Source organism: Planotetraspora sp. A-T 1434 (genome assembly GCF_025420585.1).
In the GTDB taxonomy this organism is placed as follows: domain Bacteria; phylum Actinomycetota; class Actinomycetes; order Streptosporangiales; family Streptosporangiaceae; genus JAOEGB01.
Genome location: NZ_JAOEGB010000030.1, coordinates 77,162 through 93,981 on the forward strand (window position 1 = coordinate 77,162; position 16,820 = coordinate 93,981).

Consider the following 16,820-nt stretch of genomic DNA (forward strand, 5'->3'; position numbering starts at 1 on the left):
ATCTCCAGAGAACGGGTCCATAAGACGTGATCACTATAAACACCCTTTGTGGCTATACGGATACATTAAGTGACTCGTGGGGCGATGGCGAGGTGCGAGCAGAAGCGCACACCAGGCAAACATGCTGGTGTGGGCTTGTTTGCTGCTCGGGCTCGTCACCATCGCTCACCTGTGGTCGCATGCCGTAACGCTCCATCATCACGCGCAGTCCTCGGTTCCGGCTCAATCGTGTGAGCATCATTCGATGCCGCATGCTCATGATGAGATCGCTCATCCGGATGCCTTTCCCGTGCCGGAATGCCCGCAGCTCGCCGTCACACCCGCGACTGCGACGTGGGTCGTCATCGCCGAGGCCACCGTCCCCCTGGTTGCTGCGCGCCTGCCACTGACGCATCCGGGGCGTGACCCTCCACGAGGCCATTGGGCGCGCTCTGTGTGTACGCACACGCTCGAAGTCAATCGGCCCTGAAGGTCTCAAGCCATACCTGACCTCCCATCGAGGTCCGGCTTCGCATCCCTGTATCCATTCCTTCAGGACCCCGGCGCGGCGCGCCGGAGAGAGCGTGACCTACTCATGTCCACGACTAATGCTGTTTCGACATCCAGGCTCTCCCTTGCTCAGCTGGTGGGCAACACCCCCGTCTGCTGGATCTCCGAGCCCTTCACGTCTGTAGGGCGGGGCTTCTGGGCCAAACTGGAACGCGTCAACCCCGGTGGGCTCAAAGACCGGCCCGCCCTGCACATTGTGCGGAGAGCCCGGGCGCGGGGCGAACTTGCGCCGGGAGCGATGATCGTTGAGTCGACCTCCGGAACCTTCGGCCTGGGACTGGCACTGGCCGGCATCATTCATGGCCATCCCGTCACGGTTGTGACCGACCCGGGCATGGAGGCGATCGTGCATCGCCTTCTGTGTGCCTACGGCGCCCGTATCGAAACGGTTGATCGGCCACACCCGGCCGGGGGCTGGCAACAGGCCCGGCTGGACAAGGTACAGGAACTGCTGGCCCAGTATCCCGGAACCTACTGGCCGCAGCAGTACGACAATCCCGACAACGTTGCGGCCTACGCCGGATTGGCGCATGAGCTGATCGAGCAACTCGGCCGCATTGATGTGCTCGTGTGCAGTGTGGGCACCGGCGGCCATTCGGCGGGGGTGGCCAAAGTCCTGCGCCGTCATCACCCTGCGATGCGTCTGGTCGGGGTGGACGCGGTGGGGTCGACGATTTTCGGGCAGCCCGCTCGGCCCCGCCTGATGCGAGGCCTGGGCAGCAGCATCCATCCGCGCAACATCGCACACGAGGAATTCGACGAGGTGCACTGGGTCGCCCCGCATGAGGCGGTGTGGGCCTGCCGTACGTTGGCCGCGACGCACTACGCGGCCGGTGGCTGGAGCGTCGGTGCCGTCTGCCTGGTCGCCTCCTGGCTGGCGACGACGTGGCCCGCCAAGACTCGGATCGTGGGAATCTTTCCCGACGGCCCCGCCCGGTACTACACCACGATCTACGACGACGCCTACTGCACCGCACATAACCTACTGGGCCGGCCACCGGCGCCCGAACCGGACGAGATCAAGCACCCGGGCGACGCCGAAGTGATCGGATGGACGCGGATGGTGATGCGCTGATGTGGCACCGCTTCCGCTCCTTCGACCGCAGCGTCCAGCTTCTCATGCTTAATCAGTTCGCCATCAACACTGGCTTCTACATGCTGATGCCCTATCTGGCAGGCCACCTGGCCCATGGACTGGGCATGGCGACCTGGACCGTCGCCCTCGTCCTGGCAATGCGTAACCTCAGCCAGCAGGGGCTGTTTCTTCTCGGCGGCGCCCTGGCCGACCGGCTGGGCTATCGGCCGGTCATCATTGTGGGTTGCCTGCTACGTACCTGTGGGTTCGCATTGCTCGGCTTCGCCGCCACCCTGCCCGCGCTGCTGGTCGCTTCGGCCATGACGGGCCTGGCGGGTGCGCTGTTCAACCCCGCAGTGCGCGCGTATCTTGCCCATGACGCCAAAGATCGCCGGGTGGAGGGGTTCGCCCTGTTCAACGTCTTCTACCAGGCGGGCATCCTGGCGGGCCCCTTGATCGGGGTTGCCCTTATGACGACCGGTTTTCCGTTGGTGTGCTGGGCGGCCGCGGCCGTGTTCGCTCTGCTGACCGTCCTGCAGTTGCTGGCATTGCCGTCCTGCCACAGCACCACCGATGGGCCGACCGGGCTGTTGGCCGGATGGCGCATCGTGGTGAAGAACCGGCCGTTCCTGCTGTTCACCCTGGCCATGAGCACCTCCTACGTGCTCGCCTTCCAGATCTACCTCGCGTTGCCGCTCCACCTGGGCAGTACGGGCGGGGTCAGCGCCTTGTTCGTGGTGTCGGCCGTCGTCGCGATCGGCGGACAGCTCCGCATCACGGTTTGGGCTCGCACACGCTGGAGCAGCGGCCAGGCAATCACCCGCGGGCTCGCGCTCATGGCGCTGGCCTTCCTGCCGCTGGCGATCACTTCCTGGACCGGGACCGGGTGCTGCGACGGCATGCGCTTGACGGCAGTGCTCACCTGCACTGTGATGTTGGCGCTCGGCAGTGCGCTCACGTATCCGTTCGAGATGGACACCGTGGTGCTGCTGGCCCGGGAACGGCTCGTCGCCACGCATTACGGGCTTTACAACACCGTGGCCGGCATCGGCATCACTCTCGGCAACGTGCTCATCGGAACCCTCCTCGGTTCCTCCGTACGACCGGCACCGTGGCTGTTGCTGGCGGCGGCGGGCACATCGGGTGCGATCGCCGTCCATTTCCTCACTCGAGGCGGCCACGCCACGGATGCCCTGCCTTCCGAAGCCCTCACCGCATCGCAGCCGAAACCTGAAGAACCGCGCCCGGACACATCAGCGGCAAAGTCGGATGGAATTGCCGGACTAACAACCCCTCTGGGTGCACGGGCAGCAGGGGACAGGCCGAGGTAAGAAGTTGGTCGCCTCATCGGGTTGGATTCCTCACGTGGCCGGTCGGCCTCAGCCGACCGGCCGCACGCTGGCCTCTGCGCCGCCAACCGTAGGAAGCGCGGGCGGTCCCGGCGCCAGAAACCTTCCCTGCCGACCGGACGAGCACTGATGACGCCCTGTGCCGCACCGGGGATGGCCTCTCATCTGTTCATCAAGGAGCGTCGATGTCCCTTCACGCACACAATTGCGTATCGGGTCGTCTAAATCCGATGGGCACCCGATCATCGGCGAAGTGCCGTTCCGCGTCGCCGCGCCTGCGACGCCTACCGCTGCCACCCCCACACCCACGACCAGTGCGGCATCGGAGGTTGTCACTACGCCATCCGCGCCGGTCACTCCTGCGGCGGAGCCGAACGAGGCCGGGCCCCAATCAGCAGCTTCGACGGCCGGCACGTCCTCTACCAATGTCTGGCTGATCGTCGCCGGAGTCGTCGTGCTGGCGCTCGCCGTCTTCCTGCTGGCGGGAGGCAGGAAGAAACGAGCGGAGAAATGAGGCGGACGGCGACTGCCTCCTCCATCTCTTGTCCCCAAGTCTGGGACGTCCCGCAGCAGTGGTCACAATCCCAGCGTGCGGTTCACCCTGAAGCTTCCTTCGTCGACAGCATCCGTTCCATCAACGAGATTTCCCCTTCTTGAGCTGCGACGATCGCCTCTGCCAGCCGTCGAACGCGCTCGTCGCCGCTGAGCCGCAGGGCGGCACGCGCCATGTCCACGCCACCCTTGTGATGCGCGATCATCAGGCGGAGGAACCTCGCCTCCGCCGCACGACCCTGGGCCCCCTCCAACTGCTTAAGTTGGCTGGAGGTTGCCATTCCCGGCATCGGGGCGGCTGTTGTGTGACCCATGGAGCGGTGTCCCTGCTGCGTCCATGTCATCGGAGGAGCAAGGGAGGTCTGCGACAGTCCCCACATGTCGAGCCAGGCGAACATCTGGCCGATCTGCTGCTGCTGGGTGAGCGCGATGTCATAGGCGAGAGTCCGTACCTCCGCATCCGTGGTGCGGTCGCGCACGATCATCGCCATGCTTACCGCCTGTGCGTGGTGGGTCTGCATGTCCCTGGCGAATCCGGCCTCGGGTGAGTCGTCGGCCGGAGCCCGACGATTGAGGGCCGCTCCGGCCAGGACAACCACTACGACGGCGAGGGCGGTGACGGCCAGGGCCCGCGGTCCCAGACGTCTGATCAAGGTCATGCGACGGGCTCTCCCGTTCCCCCATCGCAGGGCGCGCCCGGCTCGGGAGCTTGAGGGCTCTTCACATGGGCACGGATGAAACGCGCGAGTCTGGGGTCGTCCGTACCGTCCAGCGTCAGTTGCTTGCCCCATGCGCTTGCGACGACTGCGGACCTCTGGCCGGCGAACGGGGAGAGGACCACATACTCCTGGCCGGCGACGAGATTGCGGAGTTTCTGCAAGTCTCCCTTTGCGAGATCAGGCGAGTGTGTGATCCAGACGGCGCCGTGCTCCTGTGCGTGCACCACGTTCTCCGCGCGGACTGGTTGGTCGTAGATGCCGCAATTGATCCAGGTCGGGTCGTGGTCACCGCCGACCGGTGGGGATTGCGGGTAAGTGACGGCCTCGGTCGTGTGATCACGGTCCTTGATGGCGTAGGTGCGGACGGCGTCGAGCGATGTCTTGTTCCTCTCCTTGAGGAACAAGACTCCACCCGCTACGGCGATCCCGCTCACCAGAAGGGTCGATGTGCCGATCAAAGTGACCTTCCGCAACCGCTCAGACCCCCGCTGCCGGGCCTGCAGTTGTGAGAGGCGCTCCCTCCTGGTCGCCTGCTCCGCACTGCTCATCGGGCTTCTCCTATCGCTTCTCTTCTACGACGCGTAGAACTTCTACACAAGGTAGAATATGGCGGCGGTAAAGCCGGTTTCAGGTGCCTCAGACGGTGAACGCGTAACAAGGCGCGAGGGATGAGGACGACCGGGGACCCTGCTGCCACTCCGCCCACTGAGGCAGGACTCCTCTCCGAAAGACGTCCCCGCTTCCGAGATCACCCGACTCGGAAGCGGGTTCTCGCCTATCGGCTCTGTCGCAGTGAACCGGACACGCTACAGGCGAGCCCTCACGCCTGCGCACGTGTCCTGGCATCGAAAGCGTTGACAGATGAGATCGTCTCGTTATGCTCTCATACGTGAACAGTGGCGCAAATGTAACGCCTATCGCCTCGGCCGACTCCTGCTCGCTGCCTGTCGTCGATGCGGACCGTGTGGAGAGTGTCCGGCGGGCGATGCCGGCCCAGGAGATGGTGGAGGATCTGGCGCAGATCTTCGGGCTCCTGGCCGATCCCGGGCGGTTGCGGCTGATCGCGGCGCTGCTGGAAGGTGGCGAGATGTGCGTGTGCGATCTCGCTGCGGCGACCGGCCACAGCATGTCCGCCGCGTCCCACGCCCTGCGCCTGCTGCGCGTCCACAACGTGGTGAAGGTGCGCCGTTCGGGAAGGATGGCGTACTACCGCCTCGCGGACTCGCACGTACGGATGCTGTTCGACCTCGCGATCACCCACATGCGGCACGGCGCGCAGGGCCGAGATGATGAGTAAGGGCCATGAGCACGGACATGGGCACGGGCACGCGGTCAATGCCGAGGCCGACCGGCGTCTGCTGACCGGGGCCCTGGTGCTCATCCTCGCCTTCATGGCGGTCGAGGTCGTGATCGGTGTCATCGCGCACTCCCTGGCCCTGGTCTCTGACGCCGGGCACATGCTCACCGACGCCATCGCGATCGCGTTGGCGATCGTGGCGATGCGGATCGCCGCCCGCCCTCCCCAGGGTGGATTCACGTACGGCCTCAAACGCGCCGAGATCATCAGCGCCCAGTTCAACGGCATCACCCTGCTGCTGCTCAGCGTCTACTTCGTCTCCGAGGGCGTCCGCCGCCTGATCGCGCCCCCGGAGGTCGACGGCGTCTACGTCGTGGCCACCGGCATCGCCGGGATCGCGGTCAATCTGGCCGCGACCTGGCTGCTGAGCAGGGCCAACCGCGCCAGCCTGAACGTCGAGGGCGCCTTCCAGCACATCCTCAACGACCTGTTCGCCTTCATCACCACCACCGCAGCCGGAGCGGTCGTCTGGCTCACCGGCTGGGCCCGGGCCGACGCTCTGGCCGCGCTGGTCGTGGCCGCTCTGATGCTCAGGGCCGGCTGGGGCCTGGTGCGCGAGTCCGGCCGGATCTTCATGGAAGCCGCCCCCGCCGGGATGAACCCCGCCGAGATCGGCCGCAAGACCGCCGCCCTGGAACACGTCGTCGAAGTACACGACCTGCACATCTGGGAGGTCACCAGCGGCTACCCCGCGATGTCCGCGCACATCCTGGTCATCCCCGGCGCCGACTGCCACGCCGTACGACAGGCAGCCCAGCGCATGGTCCACGACGAGTACGGCATCGCCCACACCACCCTGCAGGTCGACCACGCCCCACCGAAGCTCTTGACCATCGGCGAACCGGCGCCCGAGGCGGCCGAACCGAACAGCGTCATCGAACCGCACAGCGTCATCGAACCGCACTGTGCCGACGCGCACGGCCCCGCGCACGCCGGCAGCGCCGCGCCGGACCCGACTACAGGAGGCGACTCCACCGCTCCGCGGCCCCTATGAGGACCAATGAGGAGGCCTTTCCTGTGAAGAGTTCGTTCTTGCGCAGGTCCGAAACCTTGCTTACTCGGACAGTCGGGACGGGTCATACGGGGTTATCCGGTTGCTTCGATTTCCGGTTGTGACTCCGTCCCGGACATCAGTCGGAGGAAGGACCTGACGCGGGTGCTGGCGGGATTGCTGAAGAAGGTCTGTGGGGCCTGCTCTTCGAGGATGTAGCCGTTGTCCATGAACAGGATGCGGTCGGCGACCTCGCGGGCGAAAGCGATCTCGTGTGTGACGATCACCATGGTCATGCCCCTCCTGGCCAGGTCCTTCAGGACCTGCAGCACTTCGGCCCTCAGTTCGGGGTCGAGAGAAGAGGTCGGTTCGTCGAGCAGGACGACCTCTGGGTCCATGGCCAGCGCCCTGGCGATGGCGACTCGCTGCTTCTGGCCTCCTGAGAGCTTTGCGGGGTACTCGTCTCGCTTGTCGATGAGGCCGACGCGTTCCAGCAACCGCTCTCCCACCTCCAGGGCATAAGGTCGCGGCAGGCGTCGTACGGACAGCGGCCCCTCGACCACGTTCTGCAGGACCGTCATATGAGGGAAGAGGTTGTAGTGCTGGAACACCATGGCCGTGCGGATGCGGATGTCGCGTACCAGCCCCGCCTGGCCTCGGCCGGAGCCCCGTACGGAACAGTCGACGGTCCTGCCGCGGACGGTGACGGTGCCGGCGTCGGGCTGCTCCAGAAGGTTCAGGCAGCGCAGCAGCGTTGTCTTGCCGGAGCCTGACGGGCCCATGATGACGACGACCTCGCCGCTTCGGATCGTAAGGTCCACGCTCTTGAGCACCTGGAGGTCGCCGAATCGCTTGTGGAGCCCGTGCGCGTCGATCGTGAGCCTGTCCATCATGCGTATGCCCTTCCCATGCGCCGTTCCAGGGCCGCCTGTCCGAGGGACAGGGCGGTGTTGATGAGCCAGTAGCCGATCGCGGCGATCACGAAGGCCTCTATGTAGCGGAACGAGGAACTGCCCGCGCTTTCGGCCACGCGTGTGAGCTCGACGACCGTGATGACAGAGGCGAGGGAGGTGTCCTTCATCAGGGCGATGAACCTGTTGCCGATCGCGGGCAGGGCGGTCCGGATCGCCTGGGGGAAGATGATCCGCGCGAGTATGCGCTGGTAGGTCATGCCCATCGAGTTCGCAGCCTCCCATTGCCCCTTGTCGACGGCCAGGATGCCGCCGCGGAAGTTCTCGCTGAGGTACGCCGCGGAGTAGAGGGTGAAGGTGAGGATCGCGGCGGGGATGGGCGGGATCCTGACCCCGAGTTGGGGCAGTCCGAAGTAGACCAGCATGATCTGAATGAGGAGGGGGGTGCCTCGGAAGACCGAGACGTAGGCGATGGCCGCGAGCCTGAGTGGCAGGAACGTGGAGATCCTGGCCAGCGCGATGAGGGTGCCGAGGCCGGAACCGAGGACGAAGGACACGAGGCCGAGCAAGAGCGTAACGGCCAGCCCTTGGAGCAGGGCGGGCGTCTGCAGAGCGAGAAAATCCATCAAGATCTCCTTTCCGCTGGTGGGCGGGTGGCCTGAGCTGCCGGCAGGCCGCGTACGGCGGCCGCCATGTCCGTGCCGCTGAACCAGCGGCGTGAGATGGCCGAGAGGGTGGCGTCCGCGATCATCCCGTTGATCGCTTTGTCCACTGCGTCTTTGAACCGTGGGGATCGCTCGCGGAAGGACATGCCGAGAACCTCCCGGTGCAGCACCGGGATGGCCGCCTGGACTGGGAGTGCTTTCTTCGCGGCGAGGTAGGTGCCCTGGAACCGGGAGACCAAGGCTGCGTCGGCGCGGCCTTGTGACAGGTCCGTCAGGCCCAGCATCGCGTTCTTGTAGATCCTGACGTCCGCCCCTGGAATGGAGGCACGCACGAACTCGGCCTCCGTGGTGCCCTCGGAAACGGCGATCTTCTTACCGGCCAGGTCCCTCGGCGTAGCGATGCCGGTGGTGCCCGTGCGGACGAAGACGGCGACGTCGTTGACCGCGTAGGGGCGAGAGAAGTCGACCTGCTCGTCGCGCTTGCTCGTGATGGTCTGCGCGGACACCACGATGTCGAACCTGTCCGCCTGGATGCCTCCGATGAAGCTCGCGTAGTCGGAGCCGATGAAGTCCACACGGGGTATCCCCAGCCGCTTCGCGAGGTCCTTGGCGACGTCCACGTCGTATCCGGCCGGCTGTCCCGCGTCGTCGAGGAAGCTCCACGGCGGATTGGCCTGAGTCAGTGCCACGCGCAAAGACCCGGTCGCGCGAGTGCGTGCCAGGACGTCCTCGGTGCCCGCTCCCGAGCACGCCACGGCAAGCGGCAGCGAGACCAGGAGACACACGGACCCGACGGCCTTCCGGCGGATTCCGCCGGTCGTCCGGGTCCTCCGGCGCTGTCTGTCACGGCCTTGGCCGTACACGCTACGCATGGTCAGCCGTTCGGGGAGAGGTAGTGAGAACCGTGCGGGTCGGCGCAGTGACGGGGATCGACACAGTCGATGGCATCCGTGGCCGACCGGGACGTCTGATCGACCTGCAGCGTGGCGTGGGTGATGCCATAGGAGCCGGCGAGCAGTTCCTGCAGCCGACGTCGTACCGCCCCGCAGTCCGCCGGCAGTTGGACGAAGACGTGCGCCGACAGCGTCAGGTCACCGGAAGTGAGTTCCCAGATGTGCAGGTCGTGCACCTCAGCAACATCCGGTTGGGTGGCCAACCTCGCGCCGATCTCCGCCGGGATGAGCCCGGCAGGAGCCGCCTGGAGGAAGATCCGCCCGGTCTCGCGGATGAGGCCGTACCCGGCTTTGAGCATCAGTGCGGCGACGATCAGCGTGGCGATCGCATCCGCCCGGGCGAACCCCGTCACGAGAACGATCAGCCCTGCCACGGCGGTGGCGATGAACGCGAACAGGTCGTTGAGGATGTGCTGGAAAGCCCCCTCCACATTCAGGCTGCTTCGATCCGCCTTGCTGAGCAGCCAGGTGGCCGCGAGGTTGATCACGATGCCGACCAGTGCGGTGACCAGCACGAGGCCGCCTTCGACATCAGGCGGGACGATGAGGCGCCGGATCGCCTCGTAGAAGAAGAGGCCTGCCAGCACCAGCAGCGTCGCACCGTTGAGCTGCGCCGACAGGATCTCGGCCCGCTTGAACCCGTAGGTGAACCCGCCGCGTGGTGGGCGGGCGGCCAGCGCCATCGCCACCAGGGCGAAGGCGATCGAGGCGGCGTCGGTGAGCATGTGCCCGGCATCGGAGATCAGCGCCAGGGACCGCGCGACAAGCCCGACGACCAGTTCGCCCACCATGAACGCGACGAGAAGCGCCAGGGCGGCGATCAGGAGCCGTTTGTCCGCGTTCGCCGAAACAGCGTGGCCATGCCCGTGCCCGTGGTGGGAGCCACCCGTGGGACCGCGACTCAGCGCATGTCCGCGTCGTTCCGCCGACGTCGGTTCGGTTTTCCGGGTCGGATCATGCTCATGATGTAGCTCTTCGTGATGGCCGTGGCCGTGGCCATGGCGGTGGCCCAGCCCGTGTTGGTTATCATGATCGGCCATTTGATCGGGTGCCGGGTGATGCGGAACTGCCATGATGAAACGCCTCCTGATCCCAGTTCCGGTTGGTCCTGTAAGCGCACGTGATGATTCGACGGCACGGGCTCCCTAACGCCATTGCGGTAGGCATCAGCGTCAAAGGGCCCTGAGCAGGCTGCGGCGCTGCCACTCGCTCAGGTCGCCTACGTGGGCTCTTTCGTCGATGCCGCTCGCCGCCATGAGCGCCGCGGTACGTGAGCGGTCATGACCAGGAAGGGCACGAAGGAGGCGTGCGACGAGCATGTGCTTCGCCACCGAGTCCTCCCGATCGAGCACCTGCGCAAGCGACATTCGGCCGGAGGCGACCGCCTCCCGGAGGTCTGCCTGGGTCCGCGGTCGAGCGAGGGGTGCCGCGGACATGGCAGAACGTCTGCTGAGGTAAACGGTGGCAGCGTGATCCACACGTCCGGCGGACATAGCACTGGCTGCCATGGCCCTGCCGGGCTGCTCCGCTGTCTGGCCGCCTTCCTCCTCATGCAACCCGTGAGACAAGGCCAGAAGGGCGCCGGCCGTTACGGAAACAGTCGCAGCGATCGCGAGATGGCGTTTGGAGAGCCGGCCGTTCTGCTGTCGGCTTCCGGCGAGCCTCATGCCGACGATCGCGGTCCGCGACAGGACGCCGATGACCATCCCGAGCAGGACCGGCACCCACTGCTGAGGCAGCGGCCGAAGGGTGGCGGTGAGCACACCCACCGCGGGGCTGAGACAGGCCACCACCAACCACGGAGCCAACCGCTGCTTCGCCATCTCGAGCAGAGCGGCCAGCGCCAGCCCTTCGCTGGCGGAGTGCACCGTCAGAGCAAGAATGATCACAACGGAGACGGTCAGTGCGAGCGTTGCTCCTTCGATCGCCCGATGCAATGTCAGAGCCGCTGCTGTTCCCATTCCGCCGTATAGTGCTGCACCGACAACCTCCTTCACACGCCGGTGCAGACCGGGTGCGTGCATGCCGGCGCGAGCCTGGTCCTCGTCATGAGGACAGGCGCATCCCTTGCGGGTGAAATAGGTGATCACGGTGAAACCGAAGACGGCCGCCAGCGCCACCATCCAGAGCGGTGTGCCGCTTTCGGCCGCGTCGCGCCAGGCGTCGGGAAGCAGGTCGACGAGAGCCGTGACCAGCATCATCGCCGAGGCGATCGCGAGCCATAGGGTCACGCGTTGGGAATTCCGCCGGGCCAGCCATGCTCCTGCGAGAGTCGAGACGCAGACCAGCAGGACGGCGGCCCACGCCTCCTGCCCGGCTGGTTGCCGCTCCAGCGCGGCTCCGACAGCCCCTGGCAAATCTGTCAGTGGCATTTGTGCAGCTCCTGAGATCCGTTGGGCGGGCGCACGACATCACGTAGCGAACAGGGGGTGCCCTTTCGGCTCGTGATGCGTGGCAAGGACGGTCGTCCCACGATGTGTGACGGGGAGAGTTGCCGCCCGCAGGCCTCCTGCTGGGAGGCTGGGCAGCCAGGACATCAGAGCAGGTCAGCCTGCAGCCACGTCGATGGCGTTGGCGTCAACGGAGTGGTCGCAGCTACCGGCGCTTCGGGCCGCATCGGGACGCGGGGGATGCGGCTGCGCTGCCTGACCGGGGTCTTCCAGCTCGTCGAGCAGCCTGAGCATCTGATCCGTGTTGTCGCGGAAGGATTGCCGCAGCACGCTGTCGAAGTCCGCGACCAGTGCCTGCAGATCCTGCAGTCGGCGTTCCATGACCTCTTGCCGAGTCTTCTGCGCCTGACGCTGCAGTTCCAGGATTCGCTCCATGGTGCCCCGCCCGAGATCTTCGGCGCGTTCCCGGGCCCGCGCGACGATCGTGTCGGCCTCTGTACGAGCCGTGGCGAGGATGCGGTCCGCCGCTTCCTCCGCGACTTGGACGATGCGTGCCGCCCTCTCACCCGGCGGTGGAAGAGCCTCCAGCGCGGCACAGGCCGCCGTGTTCAGCCGCGACCTCAACTCCTCGTTCTCCCGCAGCAGCCTGCTCAAAGCCGACTCGACCCGCCCCAGGAAGCCGTCCACCTCAGTTAGGTCGTAGCCCTCCCGCAGACGCACCACGGTGAACACCTGATTGCGCACGTCGCCAGGGGTGAGAAGCGTGGACACCCCATCGCGGCTGCTGAAGGGTACGGGATCGCCTTCGAGGACCTCCGTGTCATGTCCGTGTCCGTGTCCGTGTCCGTGTCCGTGCTCATCGCCCATGGCCTACATCACCGAGCCTTTCATTCGTTACCTGGATTCAGGGTTCCCAAGACGCCCGTCAAATCGGACGACATGGCACCCCTTTTCTGGATATGAAGGAACGTGTAAGTGATATATGGGAAACCGTCTCAACCAGGGTCTCGGTTGAGCGGGTTTCGAGTCAAAGGGGAAGTGGTTACGGTACGAGGTGGCAGTGATCTTATGCGTGGCAGGCGGGAGGACGTTTCACCTTGCCGGTAATACGCTCATCCCGGCGTACTCGTTATTCGAGCGCTATGTGAATGGACGTCGGTTGGGGCGGGCTTCCGGGACAATCGCCGATCCCGGAAGCCATTGGCGTTGCTTCTGCGCTATCAGCGCCGCGGCGGCTGGCCGTGGTCGGGGTGGCAGTCACCAGGATGACCGTGCTGATCACTGTGGTGGTCACCGTGCTCGTGGCTTTCGTGCTGGTCGACCTGGCCGTCGGTGCAGCAGTTGGTGTCGGTGCATGACGAGGCGGGGGTGGCGGGGTCGGGTGCCATAAAAACCCTCCTGGGAGTGCGCGTCGGCTTTACTTGCCGTTTACGTTTATCTCTCACCGGCCGGGGCGTGAAACACGGGGTTCGGCAAAGCTTTGTGTTCACGCCCCACCATTGAGAAACGGGAATTTCCGCATGCCGATGTGGCCGCCTGGCCGTGAATAAGTGAAAGAAGGTTCCTTTGCGTGTCTGAAGTCAGGTGACGGTCGGCGGACGATGGCTGGGGTACTGAAATGCGGCCGCTGTTGACCACGGGTCGATTACGCCGCGGGAGGGCGGTCCCGCCCCCTGGGAGAGCGGAGGTTTCCCCGGGGGCGGGAGGTGCGCTGGTGGTGACGACGGCCGGGTCCCATCGCGGCCGGGTCACAGGCGTCTGGGGTGACCTCCTGGTCACACCTTCCGCAAGTAGTGGCCGGGAGCCCAGCCGGATGGGCCGGTGGCGGACTTGACGGCGATCCAGCCGTCGGTGGCGGTGCAGGAGCCGGCCAGTCGCCCGTTGTCCGCCCGCAGGTAACCAGAAGGCCGGTAGCGGGTGCCGGGCCCCTGGCGCAGCGTCACCACGCTCGAGGGTTGCACCCCCTGCCAGTGGTAGCTGCACCCCCGGGCGGGAAACGCCGGGGGAATGGCCGGAGCGGCGGGGCGGCGCGCGGCCTGGTGGTGAGTGCGGCGGCGCAGGTAGTACGCCGAGGCCCAGCCCTTCCTGCCGGTGGCGGTCCTGACGGCGATCCAGCCGTGTCGGGCGGTGCAGGATCCGGAGATGGCCCCGGCGGCGGCCCGCAGGTGCCCGATCGGCCGGTGCCGCAGCCCGGGGCCGTTGCGCACGTTCAGGAAGCTGCCCGCACGCACGTGCGCCAGCCGGTAGGAGCAGTCCAGCCGCGGCCGTCGGGCCGAGGAGCCGCGACCGGCGGCGGTACCGGGCTGGTGGTGGGTGCGGCGGCGCAGGTAGTACGCCGAGGCCCAGCCCTTCCTGCCGGTGGCGGTTCTGACGGCGATCCAGCCGTGTCGGGCGGTGCAGGATCCGGAGATGGCCCCGGCGGCGGCCCGCAGGTGCCCGATCGGCCGGTGCCGCAGCCCGGGGCCGTTGCGCACGTTCAGGAAGCTGCCCGCACGCACGCGGGCGAGGCGGTAGGAGCAGGTGCGGGCGGTCCGACCGGGCGCTCCGGCGACGCGGGTGGCCGGACCGGCAGGCTGGGCGAGAGGCCGGGTGGCGGTGTGGGTGGTTGCCTGCGCCGGTGGGGCGATGACCGCGAGCCAACCGGCGGCGGCGCAGACGGTCAGCGCGGGGGTGATCCGCTTGGCGATCGTCACGATGGTTCTCCCTTCGTAGGCATCGCCCGTGCCTGGCTGGGTGCCCGGCGGGTCGCTCGGATCTCGGGATCGACCGGCGATGCTTACCTTGAGTTACTGCCCGATTACTGAATCATCACACAAGTGAGCAACTATGCAAGTAAAATTTGGGGCCTGAGAACCATGACGGGTGAACGGGCAGGAACCGGCGCGATGCCCGTATTGACGGGCGATGCCTCGAGAAGGCGATCGCGCGCTGCGCCGACCCCCACGGCAGGCCATGGCTGATGCGTGCTGCGGGACAGACACCCCCACCTGGGCCCCCGCCACGGCCACCGGCGATGGGGGACCGGCCGCCCCCGTCGCGGTGTGGCAGGTCGGCGAAGTGCAAGCAGCCGCCGTGTCCGGCGTTCTGCTTCTGACGGCCGTCCTTATGCCGTCATCGTGGGCCGAGGTGGCCAGGGCGCCGCAGCGGGCGCGGTGGCCCTCGGGGAGATCAATGAGGCCGCCACGCTGGCGTTCTTGTTCTCCGTCGCCGAGGGGCTGGAAGGCTACGCGGTCGCCCGTACCCGGCATGGGCTGACTGCCCTGCTGAGCCTGGTCCCGCCCACCGCGACCACCCTGCGGGAGAGCGGCGAGACCGAGGTGGCTCCCGCTGAGCTGCGTGTGGGGGATGTGCTGCTGGTGCGGCCCGGGCAGAAGATCGCCACGGACGGCGTGGTCGCCGCTGGTCGCAGCGCGCTGGACACCTCCGTGGTGACCGGCGAGTCGGTCCCGGTCGAGGTCGGGCCCGGCGCGCAGGTGTTCGCCGGCGCTCACCCGAACCCCCGGACGATGAGGACCGCAACCTCAACGGCGGCGGGCGGCACGGCCTTCCTGCCAGCGGGCCCGCGCCTTCTTTCGGGTGAGAGGCGGGCCTAGCGGGCGAGGGAGGTGTGGTCGGAGTAGGCCAGCAGAGTGGAGCTGTTGGCGACGTCTTCGGCGGCGCGCGTCAGCGCGGAGTCGGCGCAGCTGGTGCAGCGTCCACGGCCCCCGGACAGGCGGTTGGTCTCGAAACATTCGGCGGCGCGGATTCCACCGACAACGGCATCAGACGCACCGGGCGAGCGCCGGCCGAGTCATACAGGCCAGATGACGACGCACAGCAACGGTGCGACCAGCACGGCCACGGGGCCGCTGAGGAGCAGACTGGCGATCGAGTAGGCGACGGCGGGGGTCCACCCCGGCCGATCCTCCGCACTGCGGAGAAGCCGTTCCAGACGATGAACGACTCCGGTGTCGGCCAGAGCGAGCACTCCGGCTTCGGAGGAGCCTGTCAGCGGTATGGCCATCCGCACCAGGGCGCGAGCCAGCGGAAGCTCCCCATGCACCTGGCGGGCCTGGTCGTCCGCGAGCATCTCCAGCAGGACGGGAACGACCTGCCGAGCGGTCCGTGCTGCCGCCAGCCAGGGAAAGGCCTCGGCCAGAGCGATGAACGGCAGCAGGATCAGATCGTGCCTGCCCCGGGCGTGCGCTCGTTCGTGGCCGAGGACGGCCAGCAACTCCTGCTTGTTCAGCAGGTCAAGCGTTCCTTGGCTGAGCACGATACGGGCTCGTCGCCCGGGAATGCAGTAGGCGATGCGTTCCGCAGTAGGCAGTACGTGGGCGTCGTGGTCGGGGGCATGATCGGCCACGACGTCGACCAGCAGACGTTGCCGTCGCTGCTCCGCGATCGTCTTCACAGTCACCCGGATGGTGTGCGCGAGCAGCCATGCCAGCACGCCCAGTGACCACGCGAGGGCGACGAGCTGGGCCGGGCCGAGTCCGGTCAGCCCGTGCCCATCAACAACCTGGCCGACGAGGGTGTGCATCCCGTGGGGGAAGACTGCGGCCAACGGCGCAACCGAGGCGACGAGCCCCACCCCCACCGCTCCGAGTCCGCCGGCCAGGCCGATTGCCTGCCATAGCACCAAGGCGGCTTTGGGGCATCGGCGGGTCCACTGCGCCGCGGCCAGCTGCGCAGAGACCCGACCTCCGAACACAACGGGCACCAGCGCGACGCCTGCCGCGATCAGCCACAGGCTCACCGAGGAGCCTCGTCTCGCCCATTGAGCGCCTCGCGGAGTGCTGCGGCCACCTCCGGGGAAGCCGTGCCGACGAACCGGCTGACGGCAGCCTCGAGATCACCGGCCTCGTCGAGGGCCGCGCGCATGGTCTCGGCCACGAAAGCGTCCTTACCTGCGCTGGCCTTGTACAGGTGCGCTCGCCCCTGCCGCTCCCTCGAGACCAGACCCTTCCGGGAGAGCCGTACCAGGACGGTCAGCACCGTTGTGGCCGCGGGCCGGGAGGGAAGACTGTTGGCCAGGTCCTGAGCGAACATCCCCTCCGGGTGGCTCCACAGGGCCTCCATGATCGATCGCTCCAGGTTGCCGAGTCGCACCTGTCCCGCCTCTCTGCCGCCCTGACAACGCTGTATCGACAGTAGAAGGTAAACGCACCCCTTCTGGACAAGACAAGTCGTCAGGTTACTGTGCCCTTCGGTTCGCTTGTCCCTGCCAGAGCGTCAGCCCTCCGTATCCGCTCTCCCCGGTCTTTGGAAGAGCGACGCTGCGAGTGCAGCCACAGCGAGGAGCATCAAGATCCACTCAGGTAGCGCGC

At 66.9% G+C, this 16,820-nt stretch carries 16 protein-coding genes; 5 read left to right on the top strand and 11 right to left on the bottom strand.

Annotated features, from left to right (window positions below; genetic code table 11):
- Positions 1 to 574: 574 nt before the first annotated feature.
- Together N5079_RS30230 and N5079_RS30235 are read left to right on the top strand one after the other, a co-directional pair.
- Entirely contained in the window at positions 575 to 1,624 is a 1,050-nt protein-coding gene (locus tag N5079_RS30230) for a PLP-dependent cysteine synthase family protein (protein WP_261587570.1), read from the top strand.
- Positions 1,600 to 2,955, top strand: coding sequence for an MFS transporter (locus N5079_RS30235; RefSeq protein WP_261587571.1), 1,356 nt, complete (start codon positions 1,600 to 1,602; stop codon positions 2,953 to 2,955). Before N5079_RS30230 ends, N5079_RS30235 begins: the two co-directional genes overlap by 25 nt.
- A 614-nt stretch (positions 2,956 to 3,569) precedes the next feature.
- On the opposite strand, the gene N5079_RS30240 is transcribed toward N5079_RS30235, so the two are convergent.
- On the bottom strand, positions 3,570 to 4,184 hold the full coding sequence (locus N5079_RS30240) for a DUF305 domain-containing protein (protein WP_261587572.1): 615 nt from the start codon (positions 4,182 to 4,184) through the stop codon (positions 3,570 to 3,572).
- Complete coding sequence (locus tag N5079_RS30245) at positions 4,181 to 4,792, bottom strand: DUF3105 domain-containing protein (protein ID WP_261587573.1); 612 nt, start codon at positions 4,790 to 4,792, stop codon at positions 4,181 to 4,183. The genes N5079_RS30240 and N5079_RS30245 overlap by 4 nt, the downstream gene beginning before the upstream one ends.
- Before the next feature lie 341 nt (positions 4,793 to 5,133).
- Between N5079_RS30245 and N5079_RS30250 the strand changes: the two genes are divergently transcribed.
- Positions 5,134 to 5,541, top strand: a complete 408-nt coding sequence (locus tag N5079_RS30250; RefSeq protein WP_261587574.1) for an ArsR/SmtB family transcription factor — start codon at positions 5,134 to 5,136, stop codon at positions 5,539 to 5,541.
- Positions 5,534 to 6,595, top strand: coding sequence for a cation diffusion facilitator family transporter (locus N5079_RS30255; protein ID WP_261587575.1), 1,062 nt, complete (start codon positions 5,534 to 5,536; stop codon positions 6,593 to 6,595). The genes N5079_RS30250 and N5079_RS30255 overlap by 8 nt, the downstream gene beginning before the upstream one ends.
- Before the next feature lie 92 nt (positions 6,596 to 6,687).
- On the opposite strand, the gene N5079_RS30260 is transcribed toward N5079_RS30255, so the two are convergent.
- The 7 genes from N5079_RS30260 to N5079_RS30290 form a co-directional block, all read right to left on the bottom strand.
- Entirely contained in the window at positions 6,688 to 7,485 is a 798-nt protein-coding gene (locus N5079_RS30260; RefSeq protein WP_315967898.1) for an amino acid ABC transporter ATP-binding protein, read from the bottom strand.
- A complete protein-coding gene (locus N5079_RS30265) occupies positions 7,482 to 8,129 on the bottom strand; it encodes an amino acid ABC transporter permease (RefSeq protein ID WP_261587576.1) in 648 nt (215 codons plus the stop codon). The genes N5079_RS30260 and N5079_RS30265 overlap by 4 nt, the downstream gene beginning before the upstream one ends.
- The gene (locus N5079_RS30270; protein WP_261587577.1) at positions 8,129 to 8,857 is read right to left on the bottom strand and encodes a transporter substrate-binding domain-containing protein; all 729 of its coding nucleotides are present in this window, start codon (positions 8,855 to 8,857) and stop codon (positions 8,129 to 8,131) included. The genes N5079_RS30265 and N5079_RS30270 overlap by 1 nt, the downstream gene beginning before the upstream one ends.
- 185 nt (positions 8,858 to 9,042) lie before the next feature.
- Positions 9,043 to 10,194 (bottom strand): cation diffusion facilitator family transporter, encoded by a 1,152-nt coding sequence (locus N5079_RS30275; RefSeq protein WP_261587578.1) that lies wholly within the window; start codon positions 10,192 to 10,194, stop codon positions 9,043 to 9,045.
- A gap of 99 nt (positions 10,195 to 10,293) precedes the next feature.
- Positions 10,294 to 11,493, bottom strand: a complete 1,200-nt coding sequence (locus tag N5079_RS30280) for a hypothetical protein (RefSeq protein ID WP_261587579.1) — start codon at positions 11,491 to 11,493, stop codon at positions 10,294 to 10,296.
- 174 nt (positions 11,494 to 11,667) lie between these two features.
- On the bottom strand, positions 11,668 to 12,282 hold the full coding sequence (locus tag N5079_RS30285) for a DivIVA domain-containing protein (protein WP_261587580.1): 615 nt from the start codon (positions 12,280 to 12,282) through the stop codon (positions 11,668 to 11,670).
- Between the two features lie 1,004 nt (positions 12,283 to 13,286).
- Positions 13,287 to 14,204, bottom strand: a complete 918-nt coding sequence (locus N5079_RS30290; RefSeq protein ID WP_261587581.1) for an SH3 domain-containing protein — start codon at positions 14,202 to 14,204, stop codon at positions 13,287 to 13,289.
- A 423-nt stretch (positions 14,205 to 14,627) separates the two neighbouring features.
- Between N5079_RS30290 and N5079_RS30295 the strand changes: the two genes are divergently transcribed.
- Positions 14,628 to 15,104: a hypothetical protein gene (locus N5079_RS30295; RefSeq protein WP_410007844.1), complete on the top strand. Its 477-nt coding sequence runs from the start codon at positions 14,628 to 14,630 to the stop codon at positions 15,102 to 15,104.
- A gap of 197 nt (positions 15,105 to 15,301) precedes the next feature.
- Here N5079_RS30295 and N5079_RS30300 read toward each other — a convergent pair whose 3' ends face one another.
- Positions 15,302 to 16,249: a M56 family metallopeptidase gene (locus N5079_RS30300; protein ID WP_261587582.1), complete on the bottom strand. Its 948-nt coding sequence runs from the start codon at positions 16,247 to 16,249 to the stop codon at positions 15,302 to 15,304.
- Entirely contained in the window at positions 16,246 to 16,602 is a 357-nt protein-coding gene (locus N5079_RS30305; protein ID WP_261587583.1) for a BlaI/MecI/CopY family transcriptional regulator, read from the bottom strand. Before N5079_RS30305 ends, N5079_RS30300 begins: the two co-directional genes overlap by 4 nt.
- Positions 16,603 to 16,820: the final 218 nt, after the last annotated feature.